General features: G+C 71.0%; 15 protein-coding genes. 6 read left to right on the top strand and 9 right to left on the bottom strand.

The window, feature by feature from the left end; translation table 11 throughout:
* Nucleotides 1-276 precede the first annotated feature (276 nt).
* Nucleotides 277-696: a hypothetical protein gene (locus ACIQFZ_RS09675; RefSeq protein WP_365420334.1), complete on the top strand. Its 420-nt coding sequence runs from the start codon at nucleotides 277-279 to the stop codon at nucleotides 694-696.
* Between the two features lie 21 nt (nucleotides 697-717).
* Here the strand turns inward: ACIQFZ_RS09675 and ACIQFZ_RS09680 are convergent, their stop codons facing one another.
* The 6 genes from ACIQFZ_RS09680 to ACIQFZ_RS09705 all read right to left on the bottom strand — a co-directional run bounded on the left by ACIQFZ_RS09680 (nucleotide 718) and on the right by ACIQFZ_RS09705 (nucleotide 11,124).
* On the bottom strand, nucleotides 718-2,100 hold the full coding sequence (locus tag ACIQFZ_RS09680) for an ATP-binding protein (RefSeq protein WP_365420333.1): 1,383 nt from the start codon (nucleotides 2,098-2,100) through the stop codon (nucleotides 718-720).
* A 3-nt stretch (nucleotides 2,101-2,103) separates the two neighbouring features.
* The gene (locus ACIQFZ_RS09685; RefSeq protein WP_365420330.1) at nucleotides 2,104-2,781 is read right to left on the bottom strand and encodes a response regulator transcription factor; all 678 of its coding nucleotides are present in this window, start codon (nucleotides 2,779-2,781) and stop codon (nucleotides 2,104-2,106) included.
* Between the two features lie 89 nt (nucleotides 2,782-2,870).
* The gene (locus ACIQFZ_RS09690; protein ID WP_365420327.1) at nucleotides 2,871-3,563 is read right to left on the bottom strand and encodes a BPL-N domain-containing protein; all 693 of its coding nucleotides are present in this window, start codon (nucleotides 3,561-3,563) and stop codon (nucleotides 2,871-2,873) included.
* A gap of 7 nt (nucleotides 3,564-3,570) precedes the next feature.
* Nucleotides 3,571-7,614, bottom strand: a complete 4,044-nt coding sequence (locus ACIQFZ_RS09695; RefSeq protein WP_402690976.1) for a Pls/PosA family non-ribosomal peptide synthetase — start codon at nucleotides 7,612-7,614, stop codon at nucleotides 3,571-3,573.
* A gap of 139 nt (nucleotides 7,615-7,753) precedes the next feature.
* Nucleotides 7,754-8,338, bottom strand: a complete 585-nt coding sequence (locus ACIQFZ_RS09700; RefSeq protein WP_365420321.1) for a HutD family protein — start codon at nucleotides 8,336-8,338, stop codon at nucleotides 7,754-7,756.
* Complete coding sequence (locus ACIQFZ_RS09705; RefSeq protein WP_402690977.1) at nucleotides 8,335-11,124, bottom strand: aminotransferase class I/II-fold pyridoxal phosphate-dependent enzyme; 2,790 nt, start codon at nucleotides 11,122-11,124, stop codon at nucleotides 8,335-8,337. The genes ACIQFZ_RS09700 and ACIQFZ_RS09705 overlap by 4 nt, the downstream gene beginning before the upstream one ends.
* Before the next feature lie 123 nt (nucleotides 11,125-11,247).
* On the opposite strand from ACIQFZ_RS09705, the gene ACIQFZ_RS09710 reads away from it, so the two are divergent.
* Nucleotides 11,248-12,048, top strand: a complete 801-nt coding sequence (locus tag ACIQFZ_RS09710) for an IclR family transcriptional regulator (protein ID WP_365420315.1) — start codon at nucleotides 11,248-11,250, stop codon at nucleotides 12,046-12,048.
* Between the two features lie 165 nt (nucleotides 12,049-12,213).
* Here the strand turns inward: ACIQFZ_RS09710 and hutH are convergent, their stop codons facing one another.
* Both hutH and ACIQFZ_RS09720 read right to left on the bottom strand, forming a co-directional pair.
* A complete protein-coding gene (hutH, locus tag ACIQFZ_RS09715) occupies nucleotides 12,214-13,767 on the bottom strand; it encodes a histidine ammonia-lyase (RefSeq protein ID WP_365428911.1) in 1,554 nt (517 codons plus the stop codon).
* Nucleotides 13,768-13,914: 147 nt separating this feature from the next.
* A complete protein-coding gene (locus ACIQFZ_RS09720; RefSeq protein WP_402690978.1) occupies nucleotides 13,915-15,342 on the bottom strand; it encodes an amino acid permease in 1,428 nt (475 codons plus the stop codon).
* Between the two features lie 143 nt (nucleotides 15,343-15,485).
* Between ACIQFZ_RS09720 and ACIQFZ_RS09725 the strand changes: the two genes are divergently transcribed.
* The gene (locus tag ACIQFZ_RS09725; protein ID WP_365428917.1) at nucleotides 15,486-16,367 is read left to right on the top strand and encodes an IclR family transcriptional regulator; all 882 of its coding nucleotides are present in this window, start codon (nucleotides 15,486-15,488) and stop codon (nucleotides 16,365-16,367) included.
* Between the two features lie 19 nt (nucleotides 16,368-16,386).
* On the opposite strand, the gene hutC is transcribed toward ACIQFZ_RS09725, so the two are convergent.
* A complete protein-coding gene (gene hutC / locus ACIQFZ_RS09730; protein ID WP_402691084.1) occupies nucleotides 16,387-17,151 on the bottom strand; it encodes a histidine utilization repressor in 765 nt (254 codons plus the stop codon).
* A gap of 217 nt (nucleotides 17,152-17,368) precedes the next feature.
* On the opposite strand from hutC, the gene hutU reads away from it, so the two are divergent.
* The 3 genes from hutU to ACIQFZ_RS09745 all read left to right on the top strand — a co-directional run bounded on the left by hutU (nucleotide 17,369) and on the right by ACIQFZ_RS09745 (nucleotide 22,994).
* The gene (gene hutU, locus ACIQFZ_RS09735) at nucleotides 17,369-19,045 is read left to right on the top strand and encodes a urocanate hydratase (RefSeq protein ID WP_402690979.1); all 1,677 of its coding nucleotides are present in this window, start codon (nucleotides 17,369-17,371) and stop codon (nucleotides 19,043-19,045) included.
* Nucleotides 19,042-20,049, top strand: a complete 1,008-nt coding sequence (hutG, locus tag ACIQFZ_RS09740) for a formimidoylglutamase (RefSeq protein WP_383058487.1) — start codon at nucleotides 19,042-19,044, stop codon at nucleotides 20,047-20,049. The genes hutU and hutG overlap by 4 nt, the downstream gene beginning before the upstream one ends.
* Before the next feature lie 170 nt (nucleotides 20,050-20,219).
* Nucleotides 20,220-22,994 (top strand): SpoIIE family protein phosphatase, encoded by a 2,775-nt coding sequence (locus ACIQFZ_RS09745; protein ID WP_402690980.1) that lies wholly within the window; start codon nucleotides 20,220-20,222, stop codon nucleotides 22,992-22,994.
* Nucleotides 22,995-23,012: the final 18 nt, after the last annotated feature.

The following is a 23,012-nucleotide window of genomic DNA, read 5'->3' on the forward strand; positions in this document are numbered from 1 at the left end:
CCACGGCCATGCCCTCAACGCCCTTGTGTGGAACTCGGGTTCGATGCGGGCGGCTGAGGCCGTCGGATCGGACGACGGACGCAGACATCAGGGTGGCGGACGAGGGTCTCGTCCGCCAGGGCCTGCCACCAGCCGGCCTGTCTCATTACCTCAGCGGTAATCGATCTTCCGTGCGGAACCGGTCAAGGTGGGAGTCACCGGGGCCGGGGCGGCCCGTTCCGCACCGGCCACGGCCCCCGTGACCAGCGTTTTCGACCTCGACGGAGGCTGATCGGCATGTCCGCCACCACCCTGCTCGGCACCCTCTCCCGCACCGACCGCCCGCAGACCATGCTGCGCCGCTTCCTCGCCCTCGACGCCGTCGTCACCGGCGTCAACGGACTGGTCTACGTGATCGACTCGAAGCCGGTCGGCAACCTGCTCGGCATCGGATCGGGTCTGCTGTTCGAGCTAGGCATCTTCCTGGTGCTGTACGCCGCGGGGGTCGGCTACCTCGCCACGCGGAAGCGGCCGTCGGCCCTCGCGGTCAAGGCGGTCATCGACGCCAATGTGCTGTGGGCCGTGCTCAGCATCGTCGCGATGCTCGCCTGGTTCTCGCCCACGACCGCGGGTGCCGTCTGGATCCCCATGCAGGCCATGACCGTCGCCGGTTTCGGTGTGCTCCAGTTCCTCTCGCTGCGTGCCACTACGGCCTGAGGGACCGCTTTTCGGCTTTCTTCACCGACCCTGTCCCGCCGTCGGCAGCAGGACGACCAGCCGGGCGCCGGGACGGTTGTCTTCGATGCGGGTGCTGCCGTGGTGGGCCGTGACGGTGTCGCGGACGATGGCCAGGCCGAGGCCGCTGCCGCCGGTGTCCCGGGCACGGGCGTCGTCGAGCCGGGTGAAACGCCCGAAGACGCGCTCACGGTCGGCCTCGGGGATGCCGGGCCCGTCGTCGGCGACGGTCAGCTGTGCGGTGTCGCCGAGTGTGCGGAGGCTGACGTCGATCCGGGTGCCGGCATGGCGCAGCGCGTTGTCCAGCAGGTTGCGTACGACACGGGCGAGGGCGTCCTCGTCGCCCGCCACCCGTGCCGCGCCGACGGCGTGCTGGTCGATGACGAGCCCGGTGCGCCGACGGGCTTCGCGCACCTCGGTGAAGACGATCTCATCCAGGTCGACGGGGCGGGCCCGCAGCCGCGGGCGGGCGTCGAGCCGCGCGAGCTGGAGCAGGTCGTCGACGAGCCGGGTCAGCCGTTCGGTCTGCGGCAGGAGTCCGGTGGCGAGGGACTGCCCGTCGGCCAGGCCGGGGTGGTGGGCGGCGACGGACAGGCGGGTGTGCAGAGTGCTCAGAGGGTTGCGCAGTTCGTGGGCCGCGTCCGCGACGAACCGCCGCTGCCGCCGGGTCGATGTGTCCAGACGGGCCAGCAGGTCGTTGAAGGTCGTGGCCAGCCGGCCGAGCGCGTCGTCGGCGGGCGGTACGTCGAGGCGGCGGCTCAGGTCGGAGGCGGTGATCTCCGCGGTCTGGGCGCGCATGCCGTCCACGGGGCGCAGCGCGCGCCCGGTGAGCAGCCACACGACTCCGGTGAGGGCGGCGACGACCGCCGGAACTCCGGTGGCCAGACCGACGGTGAGCTGGGCCAGTCCGTGGTCGACGCTCTCGGTGGGTACGGCCACGTAGACGGTCACCGGGTCACGGTCGGTGCCCGCGGGGATGCCAACGGCGCGCCATGTCCCGCCCGCCCCTATGGGAATGTCGTCGACGGTGTGGGCGTGCGGGGTGTCGCTCCGGCTCGCCGGGAAGGTGAAAGCGCGTGGCCGGCCACGCAGGTTGTGGGAGCTGGACACCACTTTCCCGTTCCCCGCGATCACCTGTACGGCGACTCCCCCGTGGTCGGTGGTGGGCACTTCCGCCGTGATCTGGTCGCTGTCCTCGTCCGCCGCCACGACCTGGGCTCGTTGCAGCGCGGCCTGGTCGAGTCCGCTGATCAGGCTGGCGTGCAGCCAGGCGACGAGCAGCACGGCGGCTCCGGCCAGCCCGGCGGCGATGACCGCGGCCGCGGCGGCGGTCAGGCGCAGCCGCAGTGATCGGCGGGCCCACCAGTTCGGGATGGTCGCGGTCATCGGTCACCCCGCACCGCCGCGCAGCCGGTAGCCGGCACCGCGGACGGTCTCGATGGTCCGGCGGCCGAAGGGGGCGTCGATCTTGCGGCGGAGGTAGCCGACGTAGACCTCGACGATGTTGGTGTCGCCGTCGAAGTGCTCGTCCCATACATGGGTGAGGATGTCCGTCTTGCTGATCACCTCGTCGGGGTGCCTGAGCAGGTATTCCAGGAGGGTGAACTCCCGTGTGGTCAGGTCGATTTCGTGGTGTCCACGGCGGCAGCTGCGGCGCGCGGGGTCGAGTGCGAGGTCTCCGGCGGTGAGGATGGCGGGGCGTGCGGGTGCTCCTCGCCGCAGAAGGGCCCGGAGGTGGGCGACGAGCACGACGTAGGAGAAGGGCTTGCTCAGGTAGTCGTCGGCGCCGAGGTCGAGGGCGTCGGCCTCGTCGTACTCCCCGTCCTTCGCGGTGAGCATGAGCACCGGTGTCCAGGCTCTGGCCGCCCGCAGGCGTTTGAGGACCTCGTACCCGGACAGGCCTGGCAGCATGATGTCGAGCACGATGACGTCGTACGGCTCATGGAGGGCCCGCCACAGCCCGTCCGGGCCGTCGTGTGCCAGGTCCGAGACGAAGCCCTCGGTGGCAAGTCCGTCGGCGATCGCCTCGGCGAGTGCGTGCTCGTCCTCGATGATCAGCGTCCGCATGGCAGCCTCTCGAAATCAACGATAGCTCCGGACCGGAGGGGCTGTTTCCCGGGAGGGAGCGCGGGATCGTGTGCGGCACGGCGGTGGGGTCATCTCTCCATCACCGATTCCACCAGGTCCATGGCCAGGTCCAGGGTGTGGTGCACCGGCAGGCCGTGGTCGGTGTACCAGTCGGTCGTGGCCTCGGGGTGGGGACCGGTGACCGCGACCCGCCCGTGGCCGAAGCGGGTCACGAGGGCGGCGGGGGCGCCGTTGTCGTAGGTGGCGAGGACCGTGGCGTCGGCGTTCTCGTCGAGGACGAAGAGGGGGCCGTCCTGGAAGAACACCGTGCGGGGCCGGCCTCGCCAGGTCACCCTGACCAGTGTGTCGCTCTCCTCGTGGATGGTGGCCCCTGGGGAGGAGATGTACTGGTCGGTGTCACCGGGGAGCAGGCCGAAGCCCGGTGTGGCCCCGGCGAGGTAGCCGCCGAGGCAGAACCCGAGGTAGCGCCCCCCGTCGCGGACGAAGTCGCGGATCGCCCGGCGGCGCCGGCGCAGTCGCCGGTAGGCGGAGTCGAGCGTGCCGCCACCGGGCTGGGCGTACAGCAGGGCGTGGGAGAGAAGTTCGGCCGAGAGCGGAAGCGCCTCGTCCGGGCCGGTGAAGCGGACGTCCAGGTTCCACGGCCCGGAGGAGAGCAGTCCGGCGACCGCCTCGGGGCAGCCGGGCGACGAGGCCGGGCCGCGGTAGACGAGAGCGAGGGGGCGGCGCCCGGCGGCGGCCCCGGAATGCCTCAGGTGTGTCATGGCTGCCTCACCGAGGGTACGTCGTCGGCCCGGCCGCCGCGGGTGCGCTGTCGTCTCCTTCGGCAGGGAGCCCATGCCAGCTCGTGCCCGGCGTCAGACGTTCACCCTTCATCACCAGGGACAGCGCGCCGAGCCGGACACCGGCGCCCACCTGCGTGTCGTAGAGCACGACGGTCCGGGTTCCGACGCTCGCGGCGGGGCCGACGGTCACCGTGGACATCTTCATCACACGGTCCTCGAACAGGTGGGTCTGGAGGGAGACGAACATGCCGATCGAGGCGTCGTCGCCCACCTCGACGAGGTCGAACTCGGTGAGGTACGTGGTGCCGATCCAGGTGCGACGTCCGATGCGGGCACCGAGCCGGCGCAGCACCGGCGGCAGGAAGGGCGTCCCCACCAGGGCGCCCACGCCCGCGGGTACCGCCGCCGCTTCGAAGAGGCCGGTGACGAACTCCGTACGGCGCACGAACAGGCTCCACAGGGGTTCCACACGTGGCCGGTACCGTCCGGCGACGACCCACTTCGCCAGCACGCAGCAGCCGATGACGGCCAGCACCGCGCCGGCGGCGAACAGCGGCGACACGAGCGGCGGCACCCACGCCCCGGTGTGGCGGGCGGTGCCCGACAGGGCGAGCAGGTACAGGAAGGCCGCGGTCGCGAGCACCGACATGGGCAGGGTGGCGCGGAAGAACTCGATGGCCAGGCGGCCGAGTACGGCTTTGCGGGTGGGCCGGAACGTCTTCTCCTCCGGATAGGACCCGCTGTCCTGGCGCACCGGCAGCCGCAGGGCCGGTGAACCCAGCCAGGTGCTGCCGGCGGGCACGCGCTCCGGGGGCGGCACCGTGCCCACGCCGACGAGCGAGCCCGGGCCGAGCCGTGTCCCGGCCGGGACGAGCGCCGCGTTGCCCACGAAGGCGCGTTCGCCGATGTCGGTGGGTTCGAAGGCCATGCGCCCGGCCGCGAAGGCGGCGACGCCGACGCCGGCCATGTCGGCGACGAAGCTGCCGTCGCGGAGGGTGAGCAGGTCGGGATCGATGTGCGCCGCGGTGGAGATCTCGGCGCGCCGGCCGACACGGGCGCCGAGCAGCCGCAGCCACGGGACGGTGTAGAGGGTGGCGTAGAGCGAGTTGGTGAGGGTGAGGCTCTGCTCCAGCAACTTGTCGGCGATCCACTTGCGCACGCCCAGCGCCGAGCGCGCCGGATGGATTCCGGGGGGTGTCCTCGGCAGGACCGCCCGCTTCCCGGCGGCGACGACCAGGCACACCGTGGCCACGAAGACCGGGCCGGACAGCATGATCGCAGCGAGACCGGCGAGCGTGCCACCGCTCGACCAGGCCCACCAGAGCAGGGCGGCACTCGGCACGGCCGCGGCGACCACGACGGACTCCAGCAGGACCAGACCGAGCACGACGGCGGCCAGTTGGCGGGGCCGCCAGCGATCCGCCTCGGTCCGGTCGCGCAGCATCGTCTCGACGAGCGGGGCGAGTGCCTCGACCGGGCGTGCGGGCGATCCGGCGCGGCGCGCTCCGGCCGGGACGGCCTTGCCCGGGCCCGACACGGACTGCTCACCGAGCGCGGACCCGGGGCCCAGGTAGGCGCCTGGTTCGAGGACCGCGTTGGCGCCGACGTACGCCCTCTCGCCGACGGTGATCGGGGCGATGGTGACCCATCCGTCGGCGACCTGCCAGGGGCGCAGCGTGGCGCCGTAGCCGATCGTGGCGTCCCGGTCGATGCCCAGCAGCGTGGGCAGGCCGACGAAGCCGGTGGCGATGGTGGTGCGGGGGCCGACGCGGGCACCGAGGAGCCGCAGGTAGGGGCCCATGAGCGGGGATCCGCTGAGCATCCGCAGCGGACTGATCCCCAGCAGCAGCACGTCCAACAGCCACAGCCGCAGGTACGTCGCCCCCCAGAGGGGGTACCGGCCCGGCCGGATACCCGCCGCCAGCGGCCGCGCGAGAAGGACGGGAACCAGCCAGCGTACGGCGAACCAGCCGGCCAGTACCGAGACGGCCGGCCCGACGGCCGCGCTGCCCGACACCTGTCCGTGGCTCAGCGCGAAGGACGCGGCCACCGGACCGGTCAGCAGGAAGAGCAGGACGTAGAAGGCCGTTGCCTGGAGGAGTCCGGCCCGCGCGATGCGGGCGCGGCCGTGCCGCAGGGGTGCGGGGCGGGGCTGCCGCGGCGCGCGAGAGGCCTCGGCCGTGGAGCGCAGTCGTGCCGCGAAGCTGGTCACGGTCGGGTTCTCGTACAGGTCACGCAGGGTGGGGCCGGGTCCGCCTTCCGGGTCGCGCAGCAGCGACACCGCGCGGGCGGCGAGCAGCGAGTGACCACCGAGGTCGGTGAAGAAGTCGGCCTCCGCGGAGAGTTCGCCGGGGTCCATGCCGAGCGTCCGTGCCCAGGCGTCGCGCACCCTGGCCTCGAGCCGGTCGCGGACCGGCGCCACAGGGCCGGTGCCGGCGAGCCGGCGGCCGGTGGGCGCGGGCAGTTTCGTACGGTCCGTCTTGCCGCTGGGCATGACGGGCAGCCGATCGAGGAAGTCCAGCGTCGCGGGCACCATGTAGGCGGGCAGCGACCGGCGCAGACGCCGGTGCAGCCGGGCGGCGAGATCGTCGTCGGGGACCGCGCCGTCCCCGGCGGGCACGACGTAGGCGGCGAGAACACGGTCACCGTCGGATCCGTCGCGCGGCGACACGGGGGTGGTGGCCGCCTGGGCCACGCCGGGGTCCTCCAGCAGCACGTTGTCGATCTCCTCCAGGGACACCCGGTAGCCGCGGATCTTCACCTCGGCGTCGGCCCGGCCGAGGTACTCGATCTCCCTGTCGTCGGTCATCCTGCCGAGGTCTCCGGTGCGGTACAGGCGGCCCGAGCCGGGCGCCAAGGGGTGCTGGACGAAGCGCTCCGCGGTCAGGTCGGGCCGTCCCGTGTAGCCGCGTGCGAGGCCCGGACCGCCCAGGCAGATCTCACCGACGGCGCCGTGCGGCACGGGCCGCAGTTGCTCGTCCAGGAGGACGGCCGAGCAGGTCGGCAGCGGGCGGCCGATGGTCACCGGACGCCCCGGCCGGAGTTCCTGCCAGGTGGCGGTGACGGTTGCCTCGGTCGGCCCGTAGGTGTTGAGGATGCGCCGTCCCGGCCTGCTCCACCGCTCGACGAGTGAGGCGGGGCACGCCTCGCCGCCGACGACGACCTCGCGGAGCCGCGGGAGGTCACGGGACATCGTCGCCAGCAGTGTCGGGACGCAGTACAGAGCGGTGACCTGGTGCTCCTGAAGGAAGTCGGCGAGATCGTCGCCCAACTGTCCGGGGCCGACCGGTCCGGCGACGAGTGTGGCGCCGGCCGCCCAGGTGGGCCAGATCTCCTCGATGGAGAAGTCGAACGAGAGGGTCATGCCCTGGTACACGCGATCGTGCGGCCGGATGCCGTAGATCGGTGCCACCACGCGCAGAAAGTTGCAGATGCTCGACTGCGCGATCTCCACGCCCTTCGGCCTGCCACTGGACCCCGAGGTGTACATCACGTACGCCAGCGGATCGTCATCGCCCCCGGCCACGACGTCGGGCCGCTCGGGCGGCAGGGCGGCGAGATCCGCGGCACACGTGTCGACCTCGATCACCGGGCACGTCCGGCACCGCTCCGCCCAGGCGGCACCGGACGCGAGCGCCGACGTGGTCAGCACCACGGCCGCGCCCGCGTCGCCCAGGATGAAGGCGACCCGGTCCGGCGGCGCGGCCGGGTCGATCGGCACGAACGCCGCGCCCGCCTTGCACACGCCCAGCAGGTTCACGTACATGTCCACGGACCGGGGCAGCAGCAGGGCCGCGCGGCTGCCCGGACCGATGCCGGCCCGGTGCAGATGCCGGGCTACCCGGTTGGCCCGCGCGTCGAGATCGGCGTAGGTCAGGAGCCGCGATCCGCATGCGAGGGCCGGCGCTGACGGAGTGCGGTCGCAGGCGTCGTCGAAGAAGCGGTTCAGCCGGTCACCGGTGCCCCCGGTCGCCGGGGCCGCACGGCCCCAACGAGGAGAGACGGGTGGGGCTTCGGTGCGGGAAACCATGGGCTCCCCCTCTTCGATGCGAGAAGGACTCGCTTGCCCGGTGTCGGACCCGGTCCTCCTCAGGACACCTCCAGCCTCGGTGACGCTTGCTGAGAAGACACTGAGAAGCCTGCCGGGCCGGCCCCGCGTGCCGCCCCGGTCATGTCCCGGGCGAGCCGGAAGTGGTGGTGACGGTGACGACCGCCGCCACCCCGTCGATACGAAGGACGCCGGCGTCGGGGTCCGGGAACAGGACCGCATCGAACCGGTCGAGGGTGACGCCGGACTCCTCGACGGCCACCGTGCCCGCCAAGGCGATCACGAGGACCAGGACCCCGGTCCGCGGGACGACGGAGAACCCCTCACGGGCCATGCGGACGTGCGCCGTCGCGTGGGAGCGCCGCGTCATCACGTTGAGATCGACGATGGGGCCGGAGAGCAGCCGGCAGTCGGTGACCACGTCACCGGGAAAGGAGAAGGGCTCGTACGCGTCGGCGATGGTGTGCGAGGCACCGTCGACGTTCAGCTCCATCCCCGCCCCGTCCACGACGGTGATGATCCTGTCCACGCCCGCGAAGGAGGAGAACGGACCGCCGCGAGCGACGTCGGCGAGGCTCACCCGCCAGACGAAGTCCTCCAGACCCGCGCTTGAGCCGTCCGCGGCGACCTCCCGGGTCAGACCGCCGCCGTTCTTCCAGCGCGTCACCGGCCGGTCGTGCGCCCGCAGCACCTGGCTGCCCGTCATGCCGTCATCTCCTTCAACGCGGACTCGGTGAAGACCCGGTAACCGGTGTCGGGCCGGTATCCGTGTATCTCGCGAGTGTCGAGAGCTCCCATGTACCGCAGCACAGTCTCGTTGATCAGCTGGCCCGGGACGAGCACGGGGAAGCCCGGAGGGTACGGCGTGACGAAGGTGGCCGAGACGACCTCCCGCCCGGCCGCCACGGCCTCGGCGACTTCGTCCGCCATCACGTACTCGCACTTGTCGTCGTCGTACGCCAGGAAGAACGCCTTGCGCAGGTCCCCCTCCGGTGTGTGAACGCCCGGACGGAACGCGGCATGGAACGCGCTGAAGTCCGGCAGGACGGCGGACCCGTCGCTGAGAACGGCGCTTCGCCGATGGTGCAGGGCGCGTTCGCGGGGGCTCATCTCCGCGATGGTCTCCTCCAGTTCCTCGACGATCTTGACGAGCACCTCGATGAGGTAGGCGACCGCGCTGCGCGTGGTTCCGATGGTGGTCATGAACAGCAGCGTGTTGCGCGTGGTCTTGTTGACCTGGACGCCGTAGCGGTCCATGAGATGTTCGTGCTTGAAGGTGTCCCCGTCGATGCCCGTGCGGCCGATGTGCAGGGTCGCCCGGGTCGGATCGAGGACGAACTCGTCGTCCTCCCAGGCGGCCGCCATCTTCGCCAGCCCGGTCCGCAGGGGCTGGTCCACACCCGAGGAACGGTACTGGGCGGGTATGAGCTCGGGCGTGGTGAGGAAGTGCAGATAGCGGCTCAGCACCGGGTGCTGGTCGATCGCGTCCCTCAGTACGCCCGCCTGCTCGAGCTGCTTCTGCACCAGTTCGAAGCCCTCCAGCTCGGCCTGTCTGCGGCCGAGGTCGAGCGAGGCGAGGATCTGGTAGTTCGGCGACGTCGAGGTGTGCGTCATGTACGCCTCGTGGAACGTCTCGGCCGCCTTGTGCCGGAAGTCCTGGTCGAAGATGTGGATCATCGAGCCCTGGCGCAGTGACGTCAGGGTCTTGTGCGTCGACTGGGTGGCGTACACCCGGACGCGGACGGCCTCCGGGTCCGGCATCAGACGGGTGCCCAGCAGGGTCTCGTCGTCCGGGTCCTCACCGAGGCTCTCCCGGTGCTCGGCGTACCGCTCGGCGTAGTCCGCGTCGCGGTAGCGGTCGGTCAGCTCGCGGGCGGCTGCCATGGCGGTGCGGCGGCGGTAGACGGGGTGGAAGCGGGCGAACGCGAACCAGGCCTCGTCCCAGAGGAAGGCGAGGTCCGGCTTGAGCGCCACGCACTCCTCCATCACGCGGGAGGGGTTGTAGACGATCCCGTCGAAGGTGCAGTTGGTGAGCAGGAGAAGCTTGACGCGGTCCAGCAGACCCTCGCGCCGCAGCATGAGCAGCTTCCGCTTGATCTCCTCGACGGGCACGGCGCCGTACATGCCGTACTGGTCCATCGGATAGGCGTCGAGGTAGACGACGTGGGCGCCGGCGAGCATCAGCCCGTAGTGGTGGGACTTGTGGCAGTTGCGGTCCACCAGCACGATGTCGCCAGGCCGGACCAGGGCCTGCACCACGATCTTGTTGGCAGTGGACGTGCCGTTGGTGACGAAGTACGTCTGCCGGGCACCGAACGCCCGGGCCGCGAGGTCCTGCGCCTCCCGCAGCGGGCCTGTGGGCTCCAGCAGCGAGTCCAGGCCGCCGGAGGTGGCGGACGTCTCGGCGAGGAAGATGTTCAGCCCGTAGAAGCGGGCCATCTCAGGGATCCAGTGGGAACCGACCACGGAGGTACCGCGGGAGATGGGAAGAGCATGGAAGACCCCGGTCGGGCGCCGGCTGTGTGCTCGAAGAGCGGTGAAGAACGGTGCCGTGTAGCGTTCGCCGATGCCGTGCAGGATCGACAGGTGAAGTTCCAGGAGCCCTTCCCGGGCGTGGAAGACCCGCGCGAAGCCCCGGCTGAGCGTGCCGGCGGTCCTCTCCACCGCCCCTTCCGTCATCAGGTAGAGGTCCAGCTCCGGCCGTAGTCCCAGCAACCGGGCGCCGAGCGCCTGGGCCCGCTGCTCGAACCGGTCCTCCTCCGGGAAGGCCTCGGCGGCGGTTCCTTCGAAGAACCGCCGCACCACCTGCAGGTCGTGCCGGGAGCGGTTGGCGAATCGACGGCGGATGACGACGGCCTGAAGACTGGGGTTCACCAGCGCCGCGATCACCGCGTCCTCGAAGCTGGGGGCCACGACGAGGTCGTAGACGAACTCGTCCTCGGCACGGCGCAGGTGGCGCAGGGCCTCCCGCAGCGCCTGCTCCTCCGTCTCGTCGAGATCTCCGACGACGAGCACTTCGAAGTACGGCTTGGCCGCGGGCTCGTGCGGCGGATGCGGCTCCTCGGCGGCCGCTTCCTCGCGGTGCTCCGGTGCCGTCGAGGCATTGCGGTACGGGTCCGTGCCCAGGGCCAGGTTCAGGTCGTCCGCGCGCTCCGCCAGCCGGCGCCGGTCACCGATCTCGTGGAGCCGGCGCAGCTCGCCGAGGCCCGCCTTGCCGGGAAAGGCATAGCAGTTCTCGATCGGCGTCAGCAGCCGGAACAGTTCCTCCAACTGGTCGGTCAACGACTCCGAGCGGGTGTCGGCGCTCGGGCCGAGCCTCAACCGGCGCGTCAGTTCCGCCAATGAGTTCCATGCGTCGGCGCGCAGCTGCCTGACGCTGTTGTAGACGCCTGGGAATGTCACCTCGTCGGTGCGGGCCGCGGCGGCGGCCACCGGCCGGGCGCCGCGTTGTGGTGCCGACGGGGCGTCGGCCGGTCCAGCAGTCTGTGCCATGTGTTCCATGAAGCCCCAGGTCATGGCGCTCTTACTACGCCCGGGAGCCGCAATCCGTCTCGTATCCCAGACGCCTCGGGGCGAATCGGAATCGGCGTTTCCGGACGGACGTACGCTCGCGATATGTCCACGGTCCCTGCCGCAGCACAGGTGCTCGCCGTCCTCCGCTACCTCGCGGCCCAGGCCGGTCCGGTGCCGGCCGCGGCCATCAGCCGCGATGTGGGGCTGCCCCGGTCGACGACCTATCACCTGCTCGACACCCTGGCACGCGACGGCTTCGTCGTGCACCTGCCCGAAGAGCGTCGCTACGGCCTGGGGGTCAGTGCCTTCGAGCTCGGCTCCGGGTACAGCCGCCAGGCACCGTTCCAGCGCCTGGCGCGGGTCCCGCTGGCCCAGCTCGTCGACCGTACCGGGCACAACGCGCATCTGGCCGTGCTGCACGGCCGCGAGGTGATCTACGTCATCGAGGAGCGGGCACCGGGACGCGCGCCGCTGGTCACCGAGGTCGGCGTCCGGCTGCCGGCGCACCTCACCGCCAGCGGCCGGGCCGTGCTGGCACGCCTGGCGCAGGCCCAGGTACGCGCTCTGTTCCCCGATCCCTCGGCGTTCGTCCTGCGCAACGGGCTCGGGCCCACCTCGCTGTCCGCTCTGCGCAACCTCCTCGTGGAAGTACGGCGCCGCGGATACGCGACGGAGGACGGAGAGGTGACGACCGGTTTCTCCTCCGTCGCCGCCCCCGTTCTCGATCACAGCGCCCACCCGATCGCGGGCGTGGCGGTCACTTTCCCGGCCGAGGAAGTGGATCCGGAGCGCCGGCAACGGTTCGCCACGGAGGTGGCCCGGACCGCCCGTGAGTTGAGCCGCCGCGTCGGCGGAGTCGCCGACGCGCCCCGCCGCCCGGGGGAGCCGGTTCCCTCGGCGTGAGAACTCGTACGAGCTGGTAGGCCCGCGAGGGCTCGTACGGCCTTGCCATGTCCCTCGCGGTCTCTCTCGGTCTCTCACGGCGAGACGGCCGCGGCCCCGGCGCGCCGCGAGGGCACGCCGGGGCCGCCGGCTCCTGGATACGGGCCGCCTCGGAGAGGGAGGCCGTCAGCAGAGGCGGCCGACCTCGGCCTCGGCCGCGGCCAGGGCCCGGCCGGAGGCCACGTACTGGACGGCCTCCTCGATCTCGGGGGCGAGCCAGCGGTCCGTGCCGGGGCCCTCGACGACCTCGCGCAGCCCGTCACGGACCGCGGCGGTGCCCGGTGCCGGCGTCAGCGGGGCGCGCATGTCCAGGGCACGGGCGGCGGTGTAGAGCTCCACGGCGAGGACGCGGGTGAGCCCGTCGATGGCGCGGCGCAGCTTGCGGGCGGCGGACCAGCCCATCGAGACGTGGTCCTCCTGCATGGCGCTGGAGGGGATGGAGTCGACGGAGGCCGGGCCGGCCAGGCGCTTGAGCTCCGAGACGATCGCGGCCTGGGTGTACTGGGCGATCATGTGGCCGGAGTCGACGCCCGGGTCGTCGGCGAGGAACGCGTTCAGGCCGTGGTTGCGGGCCACGTCCAGGAAGCGGTCCGTACGACGCTCGGCGACGGAGGCGATGTCGGCGACCGAGATGGCCAGGAAGTCCAGGACGCAGGCCACGGGCGCGCCGTGGAAGTTGCCGTTGGACTCGACCCGTCCGTCGAGCGTGACCACCGGGTTGTCCACCGCGCTGGCCAGTTCGCGGGAGGCCACCAGTTCGGCGTGCGTGAGGGTGTCGCGGGCCGCACCGTGGACCTGCGGGGAGCAGCGCAGCGAGTAGGCGTCCTGGACGCGGGTGCACTCCGGACCGCGGTGGCTGGCCGTGATCGCCGAACCGGCGAGCAGCGCCCGCAGGTTGGCGGCGCTGTCGGCCTGGCCCGGGTGCGGGCGCAGCGCCTGGAGGTCGGCGGCGAAGACGGCGTCGGTGCCCAGCTGGCCCTCGACGCTCATGGCCGCGGAGATGTCGGCGGTGCGCAGCAGCATCCGCAGGTCGTGGCAGGCCAGGACGAGCATGCCGAGCATGCCGTCGGTGCCGTTGATGAGGGCCAGGCCCTCCTTCTCCTGCAGGACGACCGGGGTGATGCCGGCAGCGGCGAGCGCCTCGGCGGCCGGCTTGAGCTCGCCCTGGGCGTCGCGGACCTTGCCCTCGCCCATGATCGCGAGCGCGCAGTGCGCGAGCGGGGCCAGGTCGCCGGAGCAGCCGAGGGAGCCGTACTCGTGCACGACGGGGGTGATCCCGGCGTTGAGGAGGTCGGCGTAGGCCTGGGCGGTCTCGACGCGGACGCCGGTGCGGCCGGTGGCGAGGGTGGACAGGCGCAGCAGCATCAGCGCGCGGATGACCTCGCGCTCGACCTCGGGGCCGGAGCCGGCGGCGTGCGAACGCACCAGGCTGCGCTGGAGCTGGGTGCGCAGCTCGGTGGGGATGTGGCGCGTCGCCAGGGCGCCGAAACCGGTGGAGACACCGTAGTGCGGCACTACGTCGTCGGCCAGACCCTCGATCACTTCGCGACTGCGAGCGATCTCCTTGAGGGCCTCCTCCGCGAGGACCACGGGCGCGCCGTGACGGGCGACGAAAACAACGTCGTCGGCGGAAAGGGGGCCGACATTCACAACAACAGTCATAAATCTATGAAGTCCCATGTCAGAGCAGCTTCGCGAGGCGCTGACGGCACTCATTGTCTGGAATCCCAGACATTGCTCCCGGCGGTACGAAAACACCGATGGGGTCCGCCCTGCCGGACGGACCCCATCGGTGTTCGAGGGTGGTGTGCGGTTACCCCTCTGCAACTATCCCTGAGCTGCCGGGACGGGTTCCTCCGCCGCCTGCTCGGAAGTCTCGGCGAGGTCCGCACGGCCACCGCGCGGGCGGCCCCACAGGAAGTACACGCCCGACAGGAGTGCCAGCCAGACGGCGCCGACGATCAGCGCGACACGGGTGCTGTCCGAGAAGGCGAGGAGCCCGAGCACGCCGACCATGAAGGCGATCGCGATGAACTGGCCGTAGGGCCAGAACGGAGCCGGGTACTTGAGGGCGGCCTGCTCCTCGGGAGACATCTTGCGGCGGGCGGCGACCTGCGCCAGCAGGATCATCATCCAGACCCAGACCGTCGCGAAGGTCGCGATCGAGGCGATGATGACGAAGACGTTCTCCGGCATCAGGTAGTTCAGCACGACGCCGAGGAGCAGCGCGCCCATCATGATGACCACGGTCATCCACGGCGCACCGTTGCGGGAGAGCCGGCGCAGGACCGCGGGAGCCTGGCCGCGCTCGGCCATGCCGTACATGATGCGGCCGGCGGCGAAGATGTCGCTGTTGATCGCGGACAGGGCCGCGGTGATGACCACCAGGTTCAGCACGGTCGCCGCGGACTTGATGCCGAGGCCGACGAAGATCTGGACGAACGGGCTGCCCGCAGAGTCGACGTTCTGCCAGGGATTGAGCGACATGATCACCGCGATGGTCAGCACGTAGAACAGCACGATACGCAGGGGGATCGTGTTGACCGCGCTCGGGATCGTCTTCTCCGGGTCCTGGGCCTCTCCGGCGGTGACGCCGATGATCTCGGTGCCGCCGAAGGCGAACATCACCACGGCCAGGGACATGATGACGCCGTGGGCTCCGTGCGGGGAGAACCCGCCGTTGTTCCAGAGGTTCGACACCCCGACGTGGGCGCTGCCGGTGTGGAGGCCGAAGACGAGGATCGCCACACCGGCGATGATCATCGCGATGATGGCGACGATCTTCACGAGGGAGAGCCAGAACTCCAGCTCACCGAAGACCTTGACGCTGAACAGGTTCATCACGCCGACGACGCCCACGACCGCCAGCACCCAGATCCAGCGCGGTACGCCGGGGAACCAGAAGCCCATGTACACGCCGAACGCGGTGACATCGGCCAGACAGACGATGACCAGCTCGAAGGCGTAGGTCCATCCGGTCGCGAACCCGGCCAGCGGGCCGAGATACTTGGTGGCGTACTCACCGAACGATCCCGCGCACGGGTCGCTCACGGCCATCTCGCCGAGGGACCGCAGGACCAGGAAGACGGCCGCTCCGCCGATCAGATAGGCCAGGAGGACCGCGGGACCGGCAGCCTTGATGGATTCGGATGATCCGTAGAAGAGCCCTGTCCCGATCGCTGAGCCCAGCGCCAGGAAGCGGATGTGCCGGGACTTGAGTCCCCTGGTCAAGGTCGTCGCCGTGTCCTTGGTCAACGTAGTGCTCCTTGGGGACGGGAGGTCCCGGACGGGTGAGAAGTGGGTAGGGGTGCCCCCCAGCGGCGACGGCCGCCGCGCCCACAGAACGAACGAAGGCCTTGTATATTCCTGTATAGACAGGCACGTCAATAGGTGAACCAGTGAGCGGACACGAGATCATCGAGACGAAATCGAGCAGCACCTCGCCCGCCGTCGGGCGGGCGCTGGACATCCTGCTGCATCTCGCCAGCCGTTCGGGCCCCGCGCAGGCCGGCGCGCTGGCCCGGGATCTGGGCATCCCGCGCTCGTCCGTCTACCACATCCTCTCGGTGCTGGTCGATCGCGGATTCGTCACCTACGTCCCGAAGGAGCAGGCGTACGGTCTGGGCGTCGCCTCCTTCGAGATCGGCTCCGCCTATCTGCGCCACGAACCACTGGAGCGGCTCGCGCGCCCGATCCTGCGCAGCCTGGCCCATCGGCTGGGCCAGACCGTGCACCTGGGCATCCTCTACGGCGCGGAGTCGGTCTACCTGCTCAAGGAGCGGCCGCCCGCGGGTCAGGGCGGCGACGTCGACGTCGCCCTCGTCACCGACATCGGTGTCCGGCTGCCGGCGCACCTGACGGCCAACGGCCGTTCGATCCTCGCCCACTGCGGCGAAGCGCAACTGCGCGCCCTCTTCCCGCGACCGGGGAACCTCGTCACCCGCACGGGCAAGGGCCCGCGCTCACTGTCCGAGCTGCGGAGCCTGCTGGCACGGGACCGCGAGCGCGGCTGGTCGGAGGAGATCGAGCTGGTCTCGGAGGGGCTCCGCTCGGTGGGGGTGGCGGCGTTCGACCACAACGAGCGGCCCGTGGCGGCGCTCAGCAGCACCTGGAGCCGGCACTACAGCCGGCATGACGCGGACCATGTGCGGCACGTCCTGCAGCAGGGGGCGGCACGACTGACGGCCGCGGTGTCCGGCCGCGCTCCCTCGGGGCCGGCGGCCGGCAGCGGGGCGCAGGATCCGTCCCCGGGGCAGCGGCGCTCCCAGGACGCGGCATGACCGGTGCGCGGCTCGGCGGTCAGTGCGTGTCGAACGTGCCCTCGAGGCGATACCGGGAACCGGGATGCAGCAGCCGCGCGATGCTGACGAGCGCGCCCTGCGACCAGGTGCGGCGCTGAATCAGCAAGCACGGCTCCGACTCCTCGACGCCCAGGATCGCGCACTCCTCCGCGGACGGCAGGACCGCCTCCACGATGTGCTCCCCCTTGCCCAGCGGCGCAACCTCGGAGAGGAATGTGAACGGCGTGCGCCGGGTGAAGTCCTGCTCCAGGTAGCCAGGGGCGAAGTCCGGGTTGACGTAGCGGTCCTCCAGCTGGATGGCCACGTCGCCCTCGAAGTGCACCACTCGGGACCGGAAGACCGTGCGCCGCGCGCCGAGGCCGAACTGCGCGCTGATCTTCCCCGCTTCCTCCTCGCGCAAGGACAGCACCCTGGCGTGGTAGCGGTGGCCACGGCGGCGGACCTCGTCGGCGATGTTGTGCACCTCGACCAGGGCGGAACTGCCCTTGTTCAGGGCCACGAAGGTACCCACCCCCATGACCCGCCGGAGCAGGCCCTGCGCGGTCAGCTCGCGCAGCGCGCGGTTGATCGTCATGCGGGACAGGCCGAGTGACTCGACGAACTGGTTCTCCGACGGCAAGGCGTCGCCCTCGCGCCAGCGACCGCTGGTGATCTGCTCGGTCACGAGGTCCTTCACCCGCTGGTACGCGGGAGCCGAACGCGACGCCTGTTCCTCGTACAGACGGGCGAGGTCCGCACCCTCCACGGCCACGCCGTTCACCATCCTCGTCACCCTTGGTCTCCCCCCACGCCCGACCGGCGGGCTGTCGGAAAAATTCTAGGGGAAGCGCCTTCGTCCCGGTCCGCCGAGCCGCTCCGCCCCTGTCCACCGAGCTGGTTTCTCGGATCCGAGAAATCCGGGCGACGTGCCTGGCCGCCGGTGTTCTCCTCACGTGTCATGGGGCACGGAACAAGGTTCGACATCCCACCCAGGAGACAGCATGGCCGGCGATTCCCCAGAGGTCCGCAGCATCCGCGCCCCCCGCGGCACCGAACTGAACTGCCTCGGCTGGCAGCAGGAAGGCGCCCTGCGGATGCTCATGAACAACCTCGACGCCGAGGTTGCCGAGCACCCGGAGGAACTGGTCGTCTACGGCGGCACCGGCAAGGCCGCCCGTAACTGGGCCTCCTACGACGCCATCGTGCGCACCCTCAAGACGCTCAAGAACGACGAGACGCTCCTCGTCCAGTCCGGCAAGCCGGTCGGCGTCATGCGCACCCACGAGTGGGCGCCGCGTGTGCTCCTCGCCAACTCCAACCTGGTCGGCGACTGGGCGAACTGGGAGGAGTTCCGGTCCCTGGAGGCCCAGGGCCTGACCATGTACGGCCAGATGACCGCCGGTTCCTGGATCTACATCGGCAGCCAGGGCATCCTGCAGGGCACCTACGAGACCTTCGGTGCCGTCGCCCGCAAGAAGTTCAACGGCACGCTCGCCGGCACCATCACCCTCACCGCCGGCGTCGGCGGCATGGGCGGCGCCCAGCCGCTCGCCGTGACGATGAACGACGGCGTCGCCATCTGCGTCGACGTCGACCCCACCCGCATCGAGCGCCGTATCGCCCACCGCTACCTCGACGTCGCGGCGGACAACCTGGACCACGCGCTCCGGCTCGCCATCGAGGCCCGGGACGCCCGCAAGCCGCTGTCCATCGGGCTCACCGGCAACGCCGCGGAGATCTTCCCGAAGCTGCTGGAGATGGGCGCGCCCATCGACATCGTGACCGACCAGACCTCGGCACACGACCCGCTGTCCTACCTCCCCATCGGCGTGAGCGTCGAGGAGTGGCACGAGCAGGCCCGCAAGGACCCGGCCGACTTCACCGAGCGCTCCCGCAAGTCCATGGCCCAGCACGTCGAGGCGATGGTCGGCTTCCTCGACAAGGGTGCCGAGGTCTTCGACTACGGCAACTCCATCCGCGACGAGGCCCGCAAGGCCGGCTACCAGCGCGCGTTCGACTTCCCCGGCTTCGTCCCGGCGCACATCCGCCCGCTGTTCGAGGAGGGCCTCGGCCCGTTCCGCTGGGCCGCCCTGTCCGGCGACCCCAAGGACATCGAGGCCACGGACAAGGCCATCATGGAGCTGTTCCCGGAGAACGAGCACCTGCACCGCTGGATCAAGATGGCCGGCGAGCGCGTGGCCTTCGAGGGCCTGCCCGCCCGCATCTGCTGGCTCGGCTACGGCGAGCGCCACCGCGCCGGCCTGAAGTTCAACGAGATGGTCGCCTCCGGCGAACTGTCCGCTCCGATCGCCATCGGCCGTGACCACCTGGACTCCGGCTCCGTCGCCTCGCCGTACCGCGAGACCGAGTCGATGATCGACGGATCCGACGCCATCGCCGACTGGCCGCTGCTCAACGCCCTGGTGAACACCTCCTCCGGCGCGTCCTGGGTCTCCATCCACCACGGTGGCGGCGTCGGCATGGGTCGCTCGATCCACGCCGGACAGGTCTGCATCGCCGACGGCACCGAACTCGCCGCCGAGAAGCTCTCCCGCGTGCTGACCAACGACCCCGGCATGGGCGTCATCCGCCACGTGGACGCGGGCTACGAGTACGCCACCTCGGTGGCGCAGGAGCGCGGAGTGCGCATCCCGATGGCCGAGAGCGACGCGGAATGAGCACGGACAACACTGTGCTCCCTGCCGGCACCGGGACGGTGACGGCAGATGTGGCGCCCGAGCCCTGGACGGGCCGGGACGACGGGCCCGGGGCGGACAACCTGCGCTGGCACCACGTGGTCGGCCTCAACCCCGATGACGCCGAACCGGGGGACGTCGCGTTCGTCGGCTTCCGCAGCGACGAGGGTGTCCGGCGGAACAAGGGCCGTCAGGGTGCGGCGGACGGCCCGCGCGCGCTGCGCGGCGCCCTCGCGTCCATGGCCCTGCCGACGCCGGTGCGGGCGCTGGACGCCGGCGACATCGAGGTGGCCGACGGGGACCTGGAGAACGGGCAGCACCGCCTGGGCCGGGTACTCACCTCGCTCGTCGACCACGGCCACCCCGTGGTGGTGCTCGGCGGCGGCCACGAGGTCGCCTACGGCAGCTACCTGGGGCTGGCCGGGACCCGCGCCCTGCACGAGGGCGCTCGCCTCGGGGTGCTGAACCTCGACGCGCACTTCGATCTGCGCGACGACGTCCGGCCCAGCTCCGGCACACCGTTCCTCCAGATGGCACACGGCGAGGAGCAGCGCGGACAGCGGCTGAACTACTGGGTGCTCGGAGTGAGTCAGCCGAGCAACACCACCCGTCTCTTCCACACCGCGGACAGGCTCGGGGTGCGGTACCTGCTCGACACCGAGTGCGGCCTGCCCGACCTGCAGCGCGTCGACGCGTTCATCGAGGAGTTCCTCGCGAGCTGCGACGTCGTGCACCTCAGCATCGACCTCGACGTGCTCCCCGCCGGTGCGGCTCCGGGAGTCAGTGCCCCCGCCGCGTACGGGGTGCGGATGGAGGTCGTCGAGCACGTCTGCGCCGCGGTGGCGGCGAGCGGGAAGCTGGCCGTCTGCGACGTGGCCGAGCTCAACCCGGACCTCGACGTCGACAACCGTACGGCGCGGGCCGGCGCCCGACTGGTCCACCGCATCCTGACCACCAGGAGCGCGACGGCCCGACGGGCGGCGTAACCGGGAACGGATGGCAGACAACGGGCCAGGAGCGTGGCAGCACGCCGGATTTCCCGCGCCCGTTGCCACCCACCGAGCTGGTCGCCAGGCTGTGAGAGCAAGGACAGCCGCAGCCTGGCGGCCTCCCATCGACGCACGGGTCGCCAGACACACAGGCACAGAATGCTGACATGACTCGTTTTTTCAGTCGATCAGGGGATAGAGCCGAGAAAGATGCTCGGATCCGGCTCGACGCCCCGCATCCGTCGACGGGAAGGCGTCCCGGCTCCCTGCTGCGTTGGCGCAGTGTCGCCGGTCAGGTCCTGGTACTGCAGCTGGCGCTCGTAGTGCTGCTGATCGCTGCGACATTGGTGACGCTGGTGTTGCAGGCCCGAAGTCAAAGCACAGCCGACGCCCGCCACCGGTCGCTCGCTCTCGCCGAGGCGTTCGCGAACTCCCCGGGAATGGTGACCGCGCTGAAGAGTCATGATCCGACCGCGGTGCTGCAGCCACGTGCGGAAGAGGTCCGTAAGAGGTCCGGTGTGGACGCCGTCGTGGTGTACAACGCGAAAGGGATCCGCTACACCCACCCCGACCCGAGCCTCATCGGGAAGCACATCATCGGCCCTGAACGCTTTGTGAAGGCGGAGTTGGCCGGAAGGAGCCAAACGGCGAGCTTCACCGCGACCCAGGGTCCTTCCGTCCTCTCGGACGCCCCCGTTTTCGACACCGATGGCTCCTTCCTCGGCGGGGTGTCGGTCGCGATCACGGTCCAGAACGTGAATGCCGTGGTGGAGCGCCAGCTGCCCGTCCTGTTCAGCTCCGCGGGTGCTGTGCTGGCCCTGTCCGCGGGCGGAGCGGCGCTGGTGAGCAGGCGACTGCGGCGGCAGACTCACGGCCTGGGCCCTGCCGAGATGACGCGCATGTACGAGCACCACGACGCGGTTCTCCACGCCATCCGGGAGGGCGTCGTCATCATCGGGGGCGACGGGCGACTTCTGCTGGCGAATGACGAGGCCCGCCATCTGCTCGAGCTGTCCGCCGACGCGGAGGGGCGCCACGTCACGGAGCTCGGCCTGGACCCGGGGACCGCCGAACTGCTGGCCTCGGATCACCTGGTCAGCGACGAGGTCCACCTGGCCGCGGACCGCCTGCTGGCTGTCAGTGCTCGGCCCACGGCACCTTATGGAGGCCGGGCCGGCAGCGTCGCGACGCTTCGCGACACCACCGAGTTGCGCGCGCTCGTCGGCAAGGCCGAGGTGGCACGGGAGCGCCTGAAGCTCCTGTACGACGCCAGCGTGCGGATCGGCACCACCCTGGACGTGACGCGGACCGCCGAGGAACTGACAGAGCTGGCGGCTCCGCGCTTCGCCGACACGGTCACCGTCGATCTGGCAGAGCCCGTCCTCCGAGGCGACGAACCGGTGAGCGGCGAACTCGAACTGCGCCGTACGGCCGTCGGCGGAGCGCACCGGGACGAGCCGGTCTTCGCGCTGGGCGAGCTGATCCTCTGTCCCGGGTCCACACCACACGCCCGGGCCCTCGAGACGGGGAAGGGGGTCCTCGAGCCAGACCTGCGCAACTCCTCCACGTGGCGGACGCAGGAGCCGGATCTGCTCCGGCGCTTGCTCGACCGCGGGACACACGGTCTCGTCACCGTCCCGCTTCACGCCCGCGGCGTCACCCTGGGCCTGGCCACCTTCTACCGCTCAGAGCATCCCGAGCCGTTCGAGGAGGACGATCTGGCCGTCGCCGAGGAGCTGGTCGCCCGCGCGGCGGTGTGCATCGACAACGCCCGCCGCTACACCCGCGAGCACACCATGGCCGTCACCCTGCAGCGCAGCCTGCTGCCCCGCGATCTGCCCGAGCAGGAGGCGGTGGAGGTGGCGCATCGCTATCTGCCCGCGCAGGCTGGGGTCCGCGGCGACTGGTTCGACGTCATCCCGCTGCCAGGAGCCCGGGTGGCTCTGGTGGTCGGGGACGTCGTCGGGCACGGACTGCACGCCGCCGCCACCATGGGACGGCTGCGCACCGCGGTCCACAACTTCTCCGCCCTGGACCTGCCTCCCGACGAGCTCTTGGCACACCTGGATGATCTGGTCACCCGGACCGACCTCGCCCAGGCGGCCGAGGACGAGGGTGAATCCGTCACCGGAGCCACCTGCCTGTACGCCGTCTACGACCCGGTCTCCGGCCACTGCACCGTGGCTCGGGCCGGCCATCCCGGCCCTGCCCTCGTCCACCCCGACGGCACGGTGGTCTTCCCCGAGGTGCCCGCTTCGCCGCCCCTGGGCGTGGGCCATCTGCCCATCGAGACCTCCGAACTGGAACTGGCCGAGGGAAGCCGACTCGTGCTCTACACCAACGGACTGGTCGAGAGCCGCGACCTCGATATCGGCACCGGTCTGGATCTTCTGCGCACAGCCCTGTCCGAGGCGGCGGCGACCTCACCGGAGGAAACCTGCCAGGCGGTGTTCGCCACCATGCTGCCGGCACACCCCAGCGATGACATCGCGTTGCTGGTGGCCCGTACCCGTCTGCTGGATCCCTCGCAGGTCGCTGACTGGGAGGTACCGCTCGACCCCGCTGCCGTGGCCCACGTCCGGGCGGCGTGCACCCGGCAACTGGAGGAGTGGGGGCTCGACGAGGTCAGCTTCACCACAGAGCTGATCGTCAGCGAGCTGGTCACCAACGCCATCCGCTACGGTGCCGAGCCGGTCCGGGTGCGGCTGTTGCACGACCAAGCCCTGATCTGCGAGGTCTCCGACGGCAGTAGCACCTCCCCGCACCTCCGCCGGGCGGCCACGACGGACGAGGGCGGGCGCGGACTCTTCCTGGTCTCCCGGTTCGCCCAGCGCTGGGGCACGAGGCACACGCCCCGCGGCAAGGTCATCTGGGCCGAGCAGTCGCTGGCCGACGAGCAGCGGGAGGCACCTGTGCCGCTACTGGACGACCTGTCCTGGTGACAGGCCCCGGCCGCCGGG

It is taken from the genome of Streptomyces sp. NPDC093064 (genome assembly GCF_044754605.1).
Classification (GTDB): domain Bacteria; phylum Actinomycetota; class Actinomycetes; order Streptomycetales; family Streptomycetaceae; genus Streptomyces.